Origin of the sequence: Leisingera sp. XS_AS12, assembly GCF_041224635.1 — a bacterium.
GTDB lineage: Bacteria > Pseudomonadota > Alphaproteobacteria > Rhodobacterales > Rhodobacteraceae > Leisingera.
Genome location: NZ_JBGFGM010000111.1, coordinates 252,899 through 268,342 on the forward strand (window position 1 = coordinate 252,899; position 15,444 = coordinate 268,342).

15 protein-coding genes and 1 other RNA gene are annotated in these 15,444 nt (G+C 56.8%); 5 read left to right on the forward strand and 11 right to left on the reverse strand.

The features are described 5' to 3' along the window. Window positions 1-28 precede the first annotated feature (28 nt). The 5 genes from AB9K35_RS17955 to AB9K35_RS17975 form a co-directional block, all read right to left on the reverse strand. Window positions 29-271, reverse strand: a complete 243-nt coding sequence (locus AB9K35_RS17955) for a GapR family DNA-binding domain-containing protein (RefSeq protein ID WP_027234418.1) — start codon at window positions 269-271, stop codon at window positions 29-31. A 137-nt stretch (window positions 272-408) separates the two neighbouring features. Continuing rightward, window positions 409-744 (reverse strand): DUF4031 domain-containing protein, encoded by a 336-nt coding sequence (locus AB9K35_RS17960; RefSeq protein ID WP_369928190.1) that lies wholly within the window; start codon window positions 742-744, stop codon window positions 409-411. Next, the gene (locus AB9K35_RS17965; RefSeq protein WP_369928192.1) at window positions 728-1,294 is read right to left on the reverse strand and encodes a hypothetical protein; all 567 of its coding nucleotides are present in this window, start codon (window positions 1,292-1,294) and stop codon (window positions 728-730) included. Before AB9K35_RS17965 ends, AB9K35_RS17960 begins: the two co-directional genes overlap by 17 nt. After that, window positions 1,291-1,962, reverse strand: coding sequence for a hypothetical protein (locus tag AB9K35_RS17970; protein WP_369928194.1), 672 nt, complete (start codon window positions 1,960-1,962; stop codon window positions 1,291-1,293). Before AB9K35_RS17970 ends, AB9K35_RS17965 begins: the two co-directional genes overlap by 4 nt. Window positions 1,963-2,078: 116 nt before the next feature. Then, window positions 2,079-3,188: a hypothetical protein gene (locus AB9K35_RS17975; protein WP_369928196.1), complete on the reverse strand. Its 1,110-nt coding sequence runs from the start codon at window positions 3,186-3,188 to the stop codon at window positions 2,079-2,081. Window positions 3,189-3,347: 159 nt separating this feature from the next. Between AB9K35_RS17975 and ssrA the strand changes: the two genes are divergently transcribed. Beyond that, window positions 3,348-3,772, forward strand: a transfer-messenger RNA (tmRNA) gene (gene ssrA, locus AB9K35_RS17980). A 77-nt stretch (window positions 3,773-3,849) separates the two neighbouring features. On the opposite strand, the gene AB9K35_RS17985 is transcribed toward ssrA, so the two are convergent. Continuing rightward, entirely contained in the window at window positions 3,850-5,286 is a 1,437-nt protein-coding gene (locus tag AB9K35_RS17985) for a hypothetical protein (protein ID WP_369928197.1), read from the reverse strand. 1,041 nt (window positions 5,287-6,327) lie between these two features. On the opposite strand from AB9K35_RS17985, the gene AB9K35_RS17990 reads away from it, so the two are divergent. Then, the gene (locus tag AB9K35_RS17990; protein WP_369928200.1) at window positions 6,328-6,744 is read left to right on the forward strand and encodes a hypothetical protein; all 417 of its coding nucleotides are present in this window, start codon (window positions 6,328-6,330) and stop codon (window positions 6,742-6,744) included. Next, window positions 6,741-7,817, forward strand: coding sequence for an endonuclease/exonuclease/phosphatase family protein (locus tag AB9K35_RS17995; RefSeq protein ID WP_369928202.1), 1,077 nt, complete (start codon window positions 6,741-6,743; stop codon window positions 7,815-7,817). The genes AB9K35_RS17990 and AB9K35_RS17995 overlap by 4 nt, the downstream gene beginning before the upstream one ends. Before the next feature lie 746 nt (window positions 7,818-8,563). Here AB9K35_RS17995 and AB9K35_RS18000 read toward each other — a convergent pair. The 4 genes from AB9K35_RS18000 to AB9K35_RS18015 form a co-directional block, all read right to left on the reverse strand. Continuing rightward, the gene (locus AB9K35_RS18000; RefSeq protein WP_369928204.1) at window positions 8,564-9,757 is read right to left on the reverse strand and encodes a helix-turn-helix domain-containing protein; all 1,194 of its coding nucleotides are present in this window, start codon (window positions 9,755-9,757) and stop codon (window positions 8,564-8,566) included. Between the two features lie 237 nt (window positions 9,758-9,994). Next, window positions 9,995-10,966 (reverse strand): ParB/RepB/Spo0J family partition protein, encoded by a 972-nt coding sequence (locus AB9K35_RS18005; RefSeq protein WP_369928206.1) that lies wholly within the window; start codon window positions 10,964-10,966, stop codon window positions 9,995-9,997. Then, complete coding sequence (locus tag AB9K35_RS18010) at window positions 10,966-12,183, reverse strand: AAA family ATPase (RefSeq protein WP_369928208.1); 1,218 nt, start codon at window positions 12,181-12,183, stop codon at window positions 10,966-10,968. The genes AB9K35_RS18005 and AB9K35_RS18010 overlap by 1 nt, the downstream gene beginning before the upstream one ends. A gap of 457 nt (window positions 12,184-12,640) precedes the next feature. Further along, window positions 12,641-13,234, reverse strand: coding sequence for a hypothetical protein (locus tag AB9K35_RS18015; RefSeq protein WP_369928209.1), 594 nt, complete (start codon window positions 13,232-13,234; stop codon window positions 12,641-12,643). A 369-nt stretch (window positions 13,235-13,603) separates the two neighbouring features. Between AB9K35_RS18015 and AB9K35_RS18020 the strand changes: the two genes are divergently transcribed. Next, entirely contained in the window at window positions 13,604-14,158 is a 555-nt protein-coding gene (locus AB9K35_RS18020) for an autoinducer binding domain-containing protein (protein WP_369928211.1), read from the forward strand. Between the two features lie 278 nt (window positions 14,159-14,436). After that, window positions 14,437-14,988 (forward strand): hypothetical protein, encoded by a 552-nt coding sequence (locus tag AB9K35_RS18025; protein ID WP_369928212.1) that lies wholly within the window; start codon window positions 14,437-14,439, stop codon window positions 14,986-14,988. A 38-nt stretch (window positions 14,989-15,026) separates the two neighbouring features. Here AB9K35_RS18025 and AB9K35_RS18030 read toward each other — a convergent pair whose 3' ends face one another. After that, window positions 15,027-15,419, reverse strand: a complete 393-nt coding sequence (locus AB9K35_RS18030; protein ID WP_369928214.1) for a hypothetical protein — start codon at window positions 15,417-15,419, stop codon at window positions 15,027-15,029. Between the last annotated feature and the right edge of the window lie 25 nt (window positions 15,420-15,444).

The window sequence follows — 15,444 nt, forward strand, 5'->3', positions numbered from 1 at the left end:
AAGGGCGGCTGAGCCGCCCTTCTGTTTTTTACTCCACGCCGCCGGCGCGCTTGTAGGCATCCAGAAGGAACTCCTTCTCATCGCGCTTGTCCTTGTCCTCGCGCTTCATCTTAACGACTTTCTCGACCAGCGCGGCATCCAGACCGGCGCCCTTGCACTCGGCCTTCCATTCCTTTTTGCGGCCCGCCAGCTCTTCTGCCTCATCCAGAAGGCCCGCACAGCGATCCATATGGGAGCGGATCAGTTCTTCGGAAACGTTGGGGTCGCTCATATCAATCTCCTGTTCTTCTGAGCTCGGCAGCAATCGCCTTCGGTGTTGAGTGCCACCAGGCATGTGCGCAATGTCCGCTTCAGCCTGGCAGCGCCTCAAGCGAGGCTGCATCATATTTTCGCATAATAGCCAGCGCCTCAGGCGAACGGCAGCGGCTTCTGAGCGTTATCCACATTCCTCGCGCGCAGCGCCTGGACCCGCTCCACTTTGGCCATATCCCCGCGCAGACGGGCGACATGCTCGACAGGCCCGTACCGGTCCGTCTGAACCGCGCCGGCCGCGAGTGCCCGGGCCTTCATGGTCAGGGAAACATCGAAATGCACCCAGCTTGCCTTGGGCGGCTGCTGCAGCCATTTCCTGTTCATTCCAATCTCGTCTGCCATCGCCAACAGCTCATCCAAGCTGTCCGCCCACATGTGGCACATGATCATGCCGCGGTATGGGTGGCGCGCTGTATCAACATAGACCGCCATGATCAGCGCCCTCCCCTTCCGGCAGCTCGTCAAACACCGAAAACTCTTCGATGTACTCTTCAAAGAGGCAGTTCCCCGACAAACGCAGCGTGACGCCGCTCGGCAGCTCAGCCTGCAGGGCTGTGAGGACGCTGCTTGCGCAGCCGGAGCTTCCATCACGGGTCGCCCAGGCGCCGGAGACAATCACCTCCTGAGCGTCCAGCAACTTCCCGGCCGCGGCCAAAGCGGCAGCCTCCTGGTCGGCGTGCTGGAGCCCAAATCCGCCGCCCCGCCCTTCCCAGCCGGGATATGGCGCCTCCCCGCTATCGCACCCCCAAACCCGCGCCGCGAGCATGCTGCTGGCCGCCGCGGATTCCAGCTTCGCGGCTATTGCGCGTGTAAGGCCGGAAGGGACCCGCTCGGAGAATGCACCATCGATCACAATCAGCCCGTCAGCCGCCTCGATATCCTCGAAGATCCCTCCGATCACCTCGGCAAGCTTCCAGTCCGCTACCTCGGCGCTGCCGGACACAAAGACCGATCCCGGATGGACCAGCACCAGGACTTTCATGGCTCCATTTCCGGCTCATAGGCTGAGCGACTGTGGTCCGGTTCAACTGTGTCCACCAGGCTGGAAACTTCCATGATGGGCTGCAAGGCCCGCTCCCGATCCAGCTCGGCCTGCAGGTATTCAGTGAAGGGCGCCCAGGCATGGCGGCAGAAAGCACGGAACTTGGGGTTCTCGCTGTACTGAACGGGATTTCCGCAATCCTTCAGAAAAGCATGTGTCATTGCGTAATGGACCAGCGAACTCACCTGCTGATCCTCGGGCTCATCGGGCTTGTACTGGTAGTGTTCGCGGAGAGTCATGCGGATCTCATTGGCAATGGCGACACTGATCTTGCCCTCTGCCCGCATCTCATTGACCGAACCCCGGACCACACTGAGCGTCTTACGGTAATCCGTCTTCCGCGTGTTGAAGCCGAACAGCTTCGAGCCGATGTAATCGCTTCCGATATCCGCCAGCCACTCCCGCCAGTCGGTCTCTCCGCAGTTCGGAAAATGCGCGGTGCCTTTGCCCCAAGGGGTCATGACGGAAAGCTCGATTGCGGTGTTTTCCGCGCCCAGGTGATCCACCCAGGACTTATGCTTCACAGTAAAGCTGGACCGGCGGATGCGGTGCTCAAATACTTCGAAACCGCTTTCCTCAACACTATTTTTCGCAGTTCTTGGTGCCACTGTTTGATCCTCAATACTTCACATTGCTGCTGCGGAATTCCGAGATCTTAGGCTGGCTCCGCGAACGGGAAATGCAGCCCTGGCACGGGCTGCACTGACAACTTTCTTTTTCGCAATTACACCGCGAAGGAGATCTCTTCCTCGACCTCGTTGAGCCAGCGCTCTTCGCGCTCCGAGCGGATCGCGTTGAGCTCCCAGGCCACATCATAGGACCGGCAGCTGCGGCTGAGGTCTTTGTCCAGCACACGCACGGTCGTCCAGAGATTGAGAAGGTCTTCGGTTGCGAGGTTTTTGAGCTTCGTGTTCAGCTCCCGGAAGCTGCCGAAGCTCATATCCTGCCCGCCAAAGGCGGACAGCATCAGGTACCGGTCATCCGGACCGCCGAACTTCAGATCGCAAGCGGCACTTTCACCGAGATCGAGCACGTTGAAACCGTCGCTCGTATAGGGCGCCATCGCCCGCTGCACCGCATCCGCCAGGATTTCGGGCTCATCACGCATTGCGCGCCGCCAGCGCGTATCGAGCTGCGCGCTGAGATCCTGGCCGCCATCGATATGACCGCTGCTGTCCCATTTGAAGTCCATCCCGATATCCCAGGACAGCATGCGGCCTGCATCTGCTTCCTGGGACTGGCGGATCATCAGATCCTTGATCATGCCGTCGCGGCTGACCTTTGGCAGGTTGTATTCGCCGGTCTCATGAAGCGTTTTCACAAACTCGCTGCGCTCGTCGACCTCTTCCATGTGCCGCAGGCCCAATTGAACCTGATTGCCGATCGACCCGCAGTCCGGCTGGGAAGCAGCCTGATCCAGATCGGGCGAACCGGCGCGATAGGTCTTCTGGGAGCGGCAGAAACTGACGAAGGACTGCCAGTCCATTTCGCGGATCTCAGCAAGCAGCTTGCGCTGTTCACGCGACGCGCCTTTCAGGCCCGATGCCTGCTGCAGGCATGAATCCGCCACAATGCGCCAGTTGTCATTGTCGATGACCGCGATGCCATTGCGCCCCAGGTCCAGGTTTTCCTGCTCGTTTGCCTTGTATCCCAAAGCGATAAGAACAGTGAACGACCGCGGCACCTCCCCTTCCCCTTCAAAGAACAGATGGTGCTTCAATCCACCCTCGTGCAGGAACTGACCTGTGCGCTGGATATCGCGGTAGCGAAGGGAGGGCGGCAGCGCCCCTGCGTCGTGGGATTGATTAAGGGATCCGGGGGTGTGGGCGTTCATGTTGCTCTCCAATCTCTTGCATTTGCCTGCGGCTGCTGACCTGCAAGCTATGACACCAGGCTGAAAATGAGTCGTCATTTTTTCGCATTTCTGATTTCCGCATTGCACTGAAAGGTACCTCAGGGTCAAGCGACTATTTTGCGAAATTCTTTAATTTTCAGTCTTGCGCCACTCGTGCAAATATGCGAAATTCCTTCCTGTCAGCACGCTGACTATGAGCATAAACGCGCTCGGAATAGACGTTCAGGACTGGGGGGCGGTACCCCACAGCTCCACCATATCCAGACCTGTGAGGTCGGCTGCGGGAAACAGTAGGACACCCCAAGCCGTAAAGGAGCCTCTAGCCGAAGCAAGGGGGTCTGGATTTGATGGGGCTGAAATAGGATCGACTGGCGTTCAAAGGGGTAAGCTTTGCTTCGGTGAGGAACCACCGTTATCGGTCCAACGAGTACAACTGCAAACGCAAACCGTGCTCCCGCACTCGCCCTGGCTGCCTGAGGCAGCCCGCGCAAGCGGAACCTAAGCCCTGACGGATAGCACCGTCAGGCGGGGCCCCGGGCAGCCTGGCAACAGAATGCCCTATCCTACAAATTAGATCCGCTGAACTTGCAGCTCCCTTGAAAAGCTGAGCGCAAAGTTTTCATCGCGCTCAGCTTCTGCGTTATTGGGAGCAGTTCACCATTCCCAGCACCACGGCTGGACCGAGTATCCTGCGAAATCCATTGACATATTCGTATGCGCCAGTGGCATTTCTGAAGATGGTCACCTCCCCGTTGGCAGACAGTCTCGGAGCTTCGGCCCGGAATTCATCAAATAGGTCCTGCCTCCACTTCTTCCCGCCCGGATCAAGGATCCCCGGCTTGAGAGTTTTCACCGACTTTCCATCGAAGTAGTGGAACTGCCGTTTGGACTCCTCATCCCAAGGGCCAATGGTACCAGGAAGGCCCTCGAGGAGAATTGAACCGTCCCGGCTGACTTGCCAGACCTGCATGCCTGAAGCGTCCCAAAGACCCGATGTCTTAGGGTATTCTTCGGCGTATGTTCTGCGCCACTTCCCTTTTCTCTTTTCATACACGTGGAAGTAACCCGTTCCCATCACGTGGCCTCGCATATTCGCAATGATCCGATTACCATCTCGTGTAAGAAAATAGGATGCCCATTTCTCGACACCCCCAGATGGCGGTGCGAAATCCTTGGTGCGTTTCCAAATCCCACCTGCATACTCGAACAAGGCGGCCCCGATCTTGTAGCCTTGGGAGTCCTCTCTGTCGGCAAACTCGATGAGAATTTTGAGACCATCTTCCGACAATTCGAAATCTGAGTGTATGACATGAAGAACTCCATTGCGCGGAAGATCTGCATTCGTAAAGCGTTTTGTCTCGACCCAATCCCCATTGGAGCGTGCGCTCAGGACCGATATTGCCACCTTTTTACCGGACGACGGGCCGATCATCGCGACCGTGGAACCATCTCCGCTGACAGCTATCCGTCCTACCCTGGCACTTCCTGGGCTAAGCTCAACAAATTTCCCAGATTTTACAAGCGACCAAGTTCCGGCAGTCTTCATATAGGTTCGCGTCTCTCCGTTCTTCATGAGCGCCATCAGTTTTGAGCCATCGCCACTGAATGCCATCGCCGAAACATCGCCATAGGGCTTCGTTGCAAGCTTGATTGAGGAAGCAGGGACAAAATCATTGCCGGATTTTTTGTAGAACTGGAGCTTGGCGCTTCCATTAACTTCGTGAACCCCAGCAAATTCATCACCTGACGACGCAATTGTCGGAAGGTAGAGGTTGCTGATGTATTGAACATCTCCATATGTCCTGCCGGTCGGCGGGCAAGAACATTCTGAAACGACCAGGCCTTCCCTTTCCCTCGCGAGAAACGCATTTTGTCCGGAGACCCATTCCGATGCGGATTTTGCTGGCACCATGGCGGGGGTTCCATTGATGTTCTTGACGATGCGGCACACTCCATGCTTATCAATTTTCGCAGATTGTTGCGGTGCAATCCGGAATACCTCAGCAGGCGCAGCCGTTGCTATGCTCCCAAGGAGGGCGCAAGCGGCAAGTAATTGACTACGAAAAAATTTTCGCATACTTCTCTCCCATGTGCAGATGCCCGCAACCTTCTTCGCAAACTCCTCATGCTGAGGCATCCAATTTTGATCACCACCTAGATCTACAACATTTACGCGAATAATGATACTTGCCTTCACCTAACTTGGCGTCACCCGGGATTTCTGGCTGTTGATGAACTCATAGCCGTTCGCATCCATCCATCATTGCTTTGTCCCCGACCCACTCTGGATCTCCCAATCCAATGCATAGACAATCTACGTTTTCCAATTTTCATGAGCGCACGATCGCTCAGTTCGAACCCTCCCCTCTTCCACATCATGAGCCTGACTACGTGTCTGGCTCCGGATCCGCTTATTGGGACATGGAGCAAGGCGTCATCCGCTGCTCTGATCATTGGGCGGGGCACAATGGCTGCACAGGCCAGGCTTCATGCGTCTGGGGCTATTCGGGCTTCATTGCCCCAGGCGCCTGGGCTACGGGATATTGCGCCTATGGCGATTTCCGCCCCCGGCTGGAAGTTCCAATCTTCCACTCCATATCCGCTGAAGACAAAGCGGCAGCCGAACTGCTCCATTCTGCAGGAGGCGCCCTGCCCTACCAGGATTGGCTTGCTTCGGGGCTCGAAGTGCCCCCTTGGGCGCAAAAGGTGTTCCCCGGCCCCGCGCTAATCCCGCCTGCAGCTCGTGCATTATTCCGCAAGACCCCTGGGTTGCGGAACGCGGTCAGCGCCGACCCAAACCGGATCGGCCGTATTCGCGAGGGCGCAGCGCGGATCAAAATCGGATCGAGGTTAAGCCTGCCTGAAGATCTTTCAGAGATATCCAATTAGATGCGCTTGAATCTCGTCCTTTCAGTCAATTATTCGCAACATAAAATTCACGAAGTATGCGCCCTATCATTAGGCTGCCTGTGCGGTCGCATTGGCGCTCCATTGGGCTTAAGCGCATGATCACGGTTTAGATTGAAAGTGCGAATATTAATGAAACAGCTTTGTTTTGCCTAGACCTTCCTGCGCGAACAAGTTAATTTTTCGCAAACCTGCGAAAAGCGGAGAAGACATGCCCGAGCAACCGAACAGGCCCTGGGCGGCCTTCCTCATGGTAGTGAAGATCGAGACCGCCCCTGCCCCCCTCCTCTACCCGGCTGTCCTTGAGCTTCAGGAGATGCTGAAGCCGGTTATTGCGAGCAACCGTAGGTTCCTTGCTTCGTTGCCACCGATCCTTCAGCTACGCGGTAAATCGGCAGACACCGATGCGCTTCTGGAGGCCGCGCGCCTGGCAATCCGCTTTGAGGCGTCGGCAAAGGATGCCGCACTGAAGATTGCACGAAGCAACCCTCTGGATGAGGCAGCCTTAAGAGAGGCAGCCCAGGCCGCACAGTACCTCGGCCACCTGGCGCTGCTGCTGAAACAAGAGACAGCACAGGTCCAGCAGAACCATTCAGCCGACACTCTGACTTGCGAAGAACTGGAATGACGGAAGCCATGAACCCTCTCAATTGCATCTTCGGCGCAGCCATCGTCGCCACTCTTGCAACCGCTGCCGCACCTGCCCTCTCGGACACCTATGTTGCCAGCTGGAACGTCAAGCACCTGGGCTGGGACAATGGGAAGGACATCCGGGCCGTTGCGGAGGTTGCGGGGGCCTTTGATCTGATCGCGCTCCAGGAGGTCATGTCTCTTGACGGGCTTGAGAAACTGGAATGGGAATTGGAACAGCGGACCGGTGCTGAGTGGCAAACCATGGCTTCCGAGGCCATCGGCCGGGGCAGCTATCGGGAGCATTATGCCTTCGCCTGGCGAACGGATGAGGTTGAATGGGTCGATGGCGCGGTCGTCTACATCGACGACCGTGACTCCTTCGCCCGGGAGCCCTTCTCAATGCGCTTTGAAACCGCGGAAGGCTATCGTTTCGTCATGGCCTCTGCGCACCTCATTTACGGAGACAGTGCCGCAGAGCGTGAGCGAGAAGCCCGCGCGCTCAACAGCTATCACGCCTGGCTCGAGGAGAGCTTCGCGGGCACTCCGATCTATATCGCGGGCGATTTCAATTTACCCCCAGGCAATGCGGCTTGGGATCCCCTTGGCCAGACTACCGCACCTTTAATCACTAAGGGGGCCACCACGCTTTCGCCAGTCAATGGACGCTTCGCCAATCTCTACGATAACATCTGGGCGCCAGCCGGGATCGAGATCCCCGTAGTATCGGCAGGGATTATGAATTTCCCGGCAGAACTGGGCATCACACATGAAGTCGCGCGTGCAACGGTATCAGACCATGCTCCGGTCTGGATGCTGATCGACCCGGATGCCTCTCCTGTCGTCTTGTTGCCCCACGCAGGGTCTCGTGCTGTGTCGAGCGCCACGGGCGCTTTTCAGTTCGATGAACCGCAAATCGGAGTTGATGTCCGGGGCAACCGCAAATCGATGATCTACCACATTGAAGGCTGCCCGGGTTTCGACAAGATGTCCGAGAAGAACATTGTCCACTTCACGAGCCAGGAGTTGGCCATTTCAGCCGGCTTCCGGATTGCTCGGAACTGCTCATGATCTGCGTTCCGCGCGGTCTCGGCAGTACGCCGGCATCCTGATTTGGAGGCGACCTGCACGCCGCTTTGCAGAACCTGATTTACCGCGGTAAATCGGCCACCACGATCATGGTACCAACCGCTGATTCACTATGGATGCGAACGGCTGGCATGATCGATTTACCGTGGTAAATCGTCGGCCATCATCAGGATGGCTCTGGGCGGAATTGCGGAAAGCTCTTCGCCGCTGCAGGCGATTTACCCCGGTAAATCGCCAAGCATGATCAGGATGCCCCTGGAGTTATTGGTGCAAGTCGTTCTCTTCTGGCTCTTCTGCGGTTGGCTTGCCTGGGCAAAAAACCACTTCCAATACCATGGTGACGCACGCGGACCCGCTACATCTGCCAACGGTTCGCATGATCGATTTACCGCGGTAAATCGGGTGGTCCATCACCATGCGCTCAGGCACCAATGCCCGCGGCTCCGGGTGCGGAAGGCAGTTGCCATACTGCATCGATCACTTTGAGCGCAGGGGTTGCGATCCGTGTATCCCGACGATGACCGCCGGCAGGTTTGATCTGACCTTCGCAGGCGCAGGACGATACGCGCAGTCGCAGCATGGAAACCGCAACGCATGATATCGGTAGGGCTCCCGGGTTCCCAGGAGCTGGCAACATGCTTGGCTGGTCTCGTACCGTCTCTTCTCATGGCTTGCTCCATAGAGTGCTGAGAGCCTGATTTACCGCGGTTTCAAGAACGCGGTGATACCTACGCAGCAGGCCGGACAAGACCGCCAGCAATCGCTTCTCCTCTTTCATAGTTTCTGAGCAAGGAGCGTAGATAGGCTTCAGGGCGTGCGATCTGAGCGATGTTGCGACCAAGGTAATTGAGCAGGAGGATCATCTTGGCTGGACCGAGGAGTTGTATCGCTGGCAGAACGGTCATCTGTCCAAGTCCAAGAAATCCAGAAAAATCCATTAATACCCTGGCGAGTTGGTGCTCGCTGTTTGGAGTTTCAGGGAAATACTCCCTGATGATCGAAGCATTGCTCCAGGCATTGGCGATCGATATGCCCGTCTTCGAATGCTGAGGCCTATTATTTTTTTCTTTTGGTTCAGACTCTATGTGCCGGACAGTTTGACCGTCATCGCCGGTAGTTTTGTCCGGTGAAACCGCGGTTTGCCCTGAAGTTACGGAGGGGTAATCAGGCAGGCTAGCGGAAGCCGTGCCGATGTTGTCGGCCGCTGCTGACCGCGGGGAGGGACCTGCGCCTGCAGGCTCAGTCTCCGGCCCGGGAACGGCAGCTTCGAGCGACATGATCTCCTCCTGTAGCTCGCGCATCTCCTGAGGGCAGGGCGCCTTGCGACGGAGCGTGCGGCGCAGGCGAGCACGCATGTTCTCGATTGACTGGGGCAGGGGGGCGCCAACCGATGCAAAGGCGCGTGTAAGCGCCGCAAACCGCGCGCTGATCTCATTGCGGAGGTTGCGAAGGGCAAGGCGGCTTGCAATCTGCTCTTCATGCAAGTCACGAAGCTCGAAGACGCGGTTGAGCAGCGGAGAGAGATCGATCCCATAAGCGGAGACGATCCGGCCCTCGCGGTCGCGTTCCGGAAAGCGGCGACCATTTGCGCTGAGCTTGCGCCTAACGAGACCGGCCGCCTCAAGACGGGCTTCACCACGGCGGAAGCGACGCTCATCCATACCACAAGCCCTGGAGAGGATCTCCGAAACGCTCATAAACGAGACATTCAACCCTGTGGGATCCAGCGGCCCATGCGGCAGCACAGAGAGATGGGCTCGCAGGACCAAGATGTCCCTGTCGTTCAATCCGAGGCGCTGACGGAGCTCTGTAACGAGAGACAACAGCTCCCAACGGTCGAACTTGTGTCGACCGCCTTCGTAAACTCGGCATACCTCCAGGGTATGCCGACGCGGCTGTGCCGCGGGCATTGATGTGTGCATTTAACATTTCAGACGGCAAAAAAAGACCGTTCACCGAATGACCGGTGTTGAATGCTTTTCGAAAAGGCGCTAGAAAGGCTTTGCTACAAGACCAAACGAGGCTCTTCGAAACTACGGTTTCGGGGGGCCTTTTTCTTTTGCTCGGGTGTCTGCTCCTACTTTACGTGTGCCTGCTTTAGTTTCTTGTTACTTCGATTTACCACGGTAAATCGCAATTTATCGTTGTTTATCAGTGACTTACATTCCTCCCTTGCTCTGATTTTCTTCATGCTCCCTGATCAGCGCATCGATGCTTTCAGCAAGTCGATCTAGGAGGGCAGGGGGCATGGACTTCTTGGTCTTGATCACGATCTGATTGTCCTTTCGGACTGTCGTGACGTTACCATTCATGTAGGCGCGCTGTGTGTCCGTCTTCGCTGGCTTGGACGCTCTCTTTCGCTTGCCTCCGGCCTGGACCGATTTCATGAGGCTCTGGAATCGCTCGACACTGTCCTCGATCTCGATATCGACGAGAGACAGTGCGGCCGAGGGTGTGATTTTATGGGCCGCCATTTCGGCGATTAGCTTGTCCCATTGACGACGCCCTACGCCTCTGGCGGGACCGATGGCGACAACCAGATCTTCCCCCAAAGTCGTGTAGGCCTTGATCATGAAATTGATGAGCGTGCGCGATACATTGAGGAACTCAGCAATATCCTTCTGGTCAAATCCTGCTTCCAGACCTTGGGCCGCTGCACGCGCGCGCTCGATATAGCTGGTCTCCAATCGGGCTGAATTTTCGATACCCTGGGCAACGAAGGCTTCACGATCATCCATCTTGGAGACGAATGCCTTGATGCGAGGCATGCCCAGACGTCGCGTGGCTGCCAGACGACGACGGCCAACAACGATCTCGTAGGGCTGGTCACCGGTGATGGCGCGGACCAGGATGGGAATCTGTTGACCGTTCTCCCGGATGCTGTCCATCAAACCTTGAAGGTCTTCATTGATGTCAATGCGATCACGGATCTTGCTGTCAGCGATCTGGTTGACGGCAATTTCCTGGTACGTCCGGTCGGCACCGCCCTGGGTCGCGGCTTTGATGTACTTGTCGCTGGCTGCGCCGCCCTTGATGATGGGCTTCCGCCGCGGAGTTACCGGTGCGCGCCGGGTTTGAGATTCCGTGTTCTCATCTGGAGTTTTGGGTGCGTCGAATACTGGTCGTGCCATTAGGAGACCTCACTATTCTCGGGAATCCGCCCGCGGCTAATCATGATCTCCTCCTCGATCTCCATGGCGATCCCGTGCAGGCTCTCAAGGATCCTGTCATAGGTTTTCCGGGTGAAGCTGGAAGGATCGACCTCAAGCAACGGATTCATGGTGTTCCCAGCATCAGCAATTGCTGTCGATGCTAGGAAATCCGTGTTGAGCATGGATGTGCCGAGCGTGTTACGCAGGAAAGAAGCCAAACCCAGTTGAGCTGGGTCGCTCGGAGAATATCGGGTCAGCAGGATGCGAACGAAGTCGAAGCGTTTGTTTGGATCAACCTCCTCGATGCTCCGAAGGGTGCTGGAGGCAAGATCAAGAAACTTCACAAGGCTGACCACATCCAACATACCGGCCGAGAGCGGGATCAGCATGGCGTTCGACGCATAGAGCGCCGCGATCACACAGAAACTCATGTGGGGCGGTGTATCGAAGAGAACCACATCGTAGGCGTCCTCGACGAGGCTCAGGGCTTCTGAGATCCGGGAATAGAATGGTACGCCACGAGCCGCCGCGCTCGCGGTTTCGTACTCAAACTCGGTCAATGCGATCGAGCCCGGGATGATGTCGATGTTCGGGAAGTAGGTAGCCTGGATTGCATCAGTGATTGGCACGCGCAGCTCGCCGTCACCATCTTCCTCATAGCGCAGGACGTCATAGATCGAGGGCAGGCCGTCAAGGTCCGCCTGAATATCGAAGAGGTCCGAGCAGCTTGCTTGCGGATCGAGATCGACAACGAGGACCTTAAAGCCTCGTACCGCCAGAAACTGTGATAGGTTTGCGGCGGTGGAGGTCTTGGAGACTCCGCCTTTCAGGTTGTAAATCAGCAGCTTTGAGGTGTGTTCGCCCTCAAACTTGCCCGGGAACATCTCTGGCGTGATCTTCCCGGCCTCGTAGAGGCGGGCCTGAATCTCGTGGATCTCATCCAGCGAGAAGGTGCGCCGGTTGCCGGGCTCCATAATGCCTTCGGGCAACCCCTCGATTGTTTTGAGGTGGTGCCTTAGAGTGTTGTAATTCATGCGGAAGGCAAGGTCGGCCATCTCACGAATCGTGAAACGACGCAGGCCCTTTTCAGACTTGCGAGTGTCAGGCGCGAGAAGACGGCTTATCTGCGTCTTCAGGGCGACATCCAGCGCTTCACTGAACGAATTCAGTGTTTCAGAGCCCAGTAGGTCTCTCATGCTGCTCAATCCTCGGTTATTCTTTTGCTTGGACCCTACATCAAGAAAACCGCGTGGGTCTATAGAAAGCTGACGAGGATAGGGAATATCGGCGAAGGCATGATACGGTGATGACCGGCCTCCACTTTGATAAGCAATTTGTTTTCAATAACTTATTGCATTTGTGGACCTGAGATGGCGCCGGATGAATTGCCAGAGAATGGCCCATTTCAGGGGGCATCGACGCGATTCAGCCCGCAAAATCAAGGCAAGTCGATTCTTGATGAACCATTAAGACCCCCCCGCAAGCGATCGTGACCCGGAGAGGTTGAGAGAATGATTCCTGCCAGCCGCGGCCCATGACTAGCAACCTCGATGGGTCGTCGACCGGCGCCCCCTTTGGCGCGGCAGACGCGTAGCGTCATTCAACGTTTGGTCATTGCTCCGCGGAGGGGCAGGGGCATCAGGATCCCCAAGATCACCCTGGGAAGGGCGGTTCGGCCGCTGACTCTGCAACTTTCTCTGGGATGTCCAGCGAACTGCCCCGGAAACCCTCCCATTGCGAGAGTTCGGAGCGGTCGATGATTGAAACGTCGACCTCCCATGGCATCGGGTCATCCTCATCCATACGGTGAATCAGGACGGTTTCGTAGTCTTCAGGGTTTGGCCAGGCGGGATCCGGGATGATCGCATCAAAATCGTCCGGAACTGCCTGGAGCTCCAGGATGACGGCGCGGGTCAGCTCGCCATCCCAACCGCCGGATTTGGCATAGGCGTAGGCATCTGGGAGATTGTCGTAGACATAGACCCCAAAGCCATCATCTCCCCAGCCGCCCTGAAAGCCGATTTCGATGATGTTCTCAGCCGACTCCGGCGAGGTCACATGGTAGTAGGGCCGTTTTGACAGGCGGGCCCGCTCTTCAGCTTCCCGGGCCGCTTTGTCCCTGACGATGTTATCCTCGACACCCTGCCGGTAACCCTTCTCCCATTCTTCTGCATAAGATTCTGCGTTCCAGGCAGCCTTCCGGCCGTTTTTCCACGGGTTGAACATCTCTTCTTCGTCCGCGGTCACGACGCCATAGGCTTCCGCCTCAGCGCGGCCTAGCCGGTATGGGGAGAGTTTCGTCATACAGGTGCTCGATCTTGGCTGCGACGGATGTCTGGTATGGCATACTGTCCGATTTTCGCATATTTGCACGCAGGATTACTGTGCTCAAGAGAAACTATCTGTTTACCTTGGCGGTTTCACTTTCATTCCACGAGGAACCCTTTAGAGGTATCGCCTGGATACTGTATGCGTATGCAAAAACGCTGGAGAGAGTAAGCCTACCAGAGGTTTCAGATGCCGCTGTTTCAGAGCGACCCTTTCACCCTAATACCGAATTTCGCATAGCATGATGAAGAGCTATCTAGCATTGCTACGGCAGGCTACGCGCTACTGTTGCACTCCAACGTTTGGCGGTCGCAATTCGCCTATGCGACATATCCGGCTGCCTGGCGGGAGGCATATCATCGGCACAGCCTTTCCATGCTGGACTCGATACTCATGTGGGGGGTCGCGAATACGGGGGTTTGTCGCTGGGATGACGTGGCTCGGATGTACCCCTCGATACCCTGTTTTTCCTTGAGGCTTGGCGCGCTGCACGGCATGAACTTCGGTGCTGTGGCATCGACGAAGAGCAAGCACTTCAAAGGTGGCAAATGCATGCTGTCGATAGCGCGCCCGGACCGACCTTTTAGCCAGCAAGAGTTGGATCAATCATACGAGATCCTGAAGCAGATTGTCGAAGTTCACGACGGTCGCCTGGGGATGTCAGAGCTTGATATCCAAACGATCCAGCAATTGGCGGATGGCTTGTCGCAGGATGAAATCGCAAGCGCGATGGGTACGAGCCGTGAAGCTATCAAGAAGCGCGTCCTGCGGATCCGCAAGCGGATTGGAGCCAGAAATGCCACTCATGTGGTTTCCATCGCGCACAAGCACAGCTTGATCTGAGCGATTGGCGCCGGTGCGTCCCCTTTTGGGTACGCCCACCAAATTTGGCTGGATGTAACAGTTTTGTGACGCTATCGAGCTCCTATTCTCGCGTTTTGCGAGTCTATTGTTAACAAGAGCAGTAAAGCACGAAGCGCCGGGCCCATTAGGGTCAGCCATGCGCATTGCTAGCCATATGTGACTTAGTCACTTCGGTGAGGATCGTGCCGTGTGAAATGCCAGAAGCGAGAGCTTCTGGTCCCTTTACATGACGCCAATAATAGAAGGACAGCGACCCAATGTTTGATCTTCCCGCTGAGCAAAACTTTTGCCCCGAGCTTGATTTGGCCACCGATAAGGGCGTGCTCCGCTTTGGCCCGCTGAAAGCAAGCAGCGCAGGTGAAATCCGATATCTTATGCAAGAGTTTGGCCTCTCCACGGGCGGGGATCAGGACTTGCGCTTTAAGAGCGCAGGCCAGGACGCTGTCTTTCTGATCGCGGCTGGGGAAGGTGTGACCGGCTACTTCCTAGAAGATTTCGGGATAGAAGCAGCGATCGAGAGCGTTGATGACCTTGTATTGCGTTGTTGCCCCATTGGGCTACCCATCTCAATTCGGGGGCATTACTACCCTGATGATGAGACCCGGATCACAACCTTGATGACTGCTGTCCACGATGGCATCAAGGTCACCTGGTGCCATTTGCGCACCCGCATTCGCGGCACGGAGGTCCTCCGGCTAGAGGGAGCTGAAGGGCAGCAGGGGTTCCCCATGGTTTCCTGCAACCCTCGTCCTTTTACCCCTGCATCGAGGCCCGATACAGAGCATCAGCACGGCCGTGTTACGGCCTGATCCCCATTGACCAGGCCCAGCAGGGCCTGGCTGACATCTCAGTCGCTGAATACGGCTTCGCAGTGCCTCATGAGGATGGGGGTGTATCTCATCTCCGGCGTGACCGTGAGCACACCGGAGATGCTGCCAGGAAGAACCAGGTCAATACGCCAGCTGACCGATCCGGTGTTGTCGAGCGTGCAGCTAAGCGTTGACCTGCCGTTTACACGCGTCCGCCAGGAAACAACGGCGCCATCCTCGAGGTTTGCAGCTGCTCGGCGGGGCAGGGGGGCAGGCAGCGGCCCAAGCGCCTCAATGGCCTGCTGAACAGCGGTTTCGACATGACCTTCATGCTGGCCCGCACCACCCCCCGAAGGTCCGCGGATCAGAAAAACGCCACCGAGCGCGATCCCAAGGATTGCTGCCATGACGCACAGCGTGGATGCTTTCATTTTGTAGCTCCTCCCTGCTTCAAGG

What these genes read in the sequence shown, in the direction of transcription:
- AB9K35_RS17965 (WP_369928192.1), bottom strand. Translation starts at nt 1,294, where the DNA reads ATGAAAGTCCTGGTGCTGGTCCATCCGGGATCGGTCTTTGTGTCCGGC.
- AB9K35_RS18030 (WP_369928214.1), bottom strand. Translation starts at nt 15,419, where the DNA reads ATGAAAGCATCCACGCTGTGCGTCATGGCAGCAATCCTTGGGATCGCG.
- AB9K35_RS17960 (WP_369928190.1), bottom strand. Translation starts at nt 744, where the DNA reads ATGGCGGTCTATGTTGATACAGCGCGCCACCCATACCGCGGCATGATC.
- AB9K35_RS17955 (WP_027234418.1), bottom strand. Translation starts at nt 271, where the DNA reads ATGAGCGACCCCAACGTTTCCGAAGAACTGATCCGCTCCCATATGGAT.
- AB9K35_RS17985 (WP_369928197.1), bottom strand. Translation starts at nt 5,286, where the DNA reads ATGCGAAAATTTTTTCGTAGTCAATTACTTGCCGCTTGCGCCCTCCTT.
- AB9K35_RS18005 (WP_369928206.1), bottom strand. Translation starts at nt 10,966, where the DNA reads ATGGCACGACCAGTATTCGACGCACCCAAAACTCCAGATGAGAACACG.
- AB9K35_RS18010 (WP_369928208.1), bottom strand. Translation starts at nt 12,183, where the DNA reads ATGAGAGACCTACTGGGCTCTGAAACACTGAATTCGTTCAGTGAAGCG.
- AB9K35_RS17975 (WP_369928196.1), bottom strand. Translation starts at nt 3,188, where the DNA reads ATGAACGCCCACACCCCCGGATCCCTTAATCAATCCCACGACGCAGGG.
- AB9K35_RS17990 (WP_369928200.1), top strand. Translation starts at nt 6,328, where the DNA reads ATGCCCGAGCAACCGAACAGGCCCTGGGCGGCCTTCCTCATGGTAGTG.
- AB9K35_RS18025 (WP_369928212.1), top strand. Translation starts at nt 14,437, where the DNA reads ATGTTTGATCTTCCCGCTGAGCAAAACTTTTGCCCCGAGCTTGATTTG.
- AB9K35_RS18000 (WP_369928204.1), bottom strand. Translation starts at nt 9,757, where the DNA reads ATGCACACATCAATGCCCGCGGCACAGCCGCGTCGGCATACCCTGGAG.
- AB9K35_RS17995 (WP_369928202.1), top strand. Translation starts at nt 6,741, where the DNA reads ATGACGGAAGCCATGAACCCTCTCAATTGCATCTTCGGCGCAGCCATC.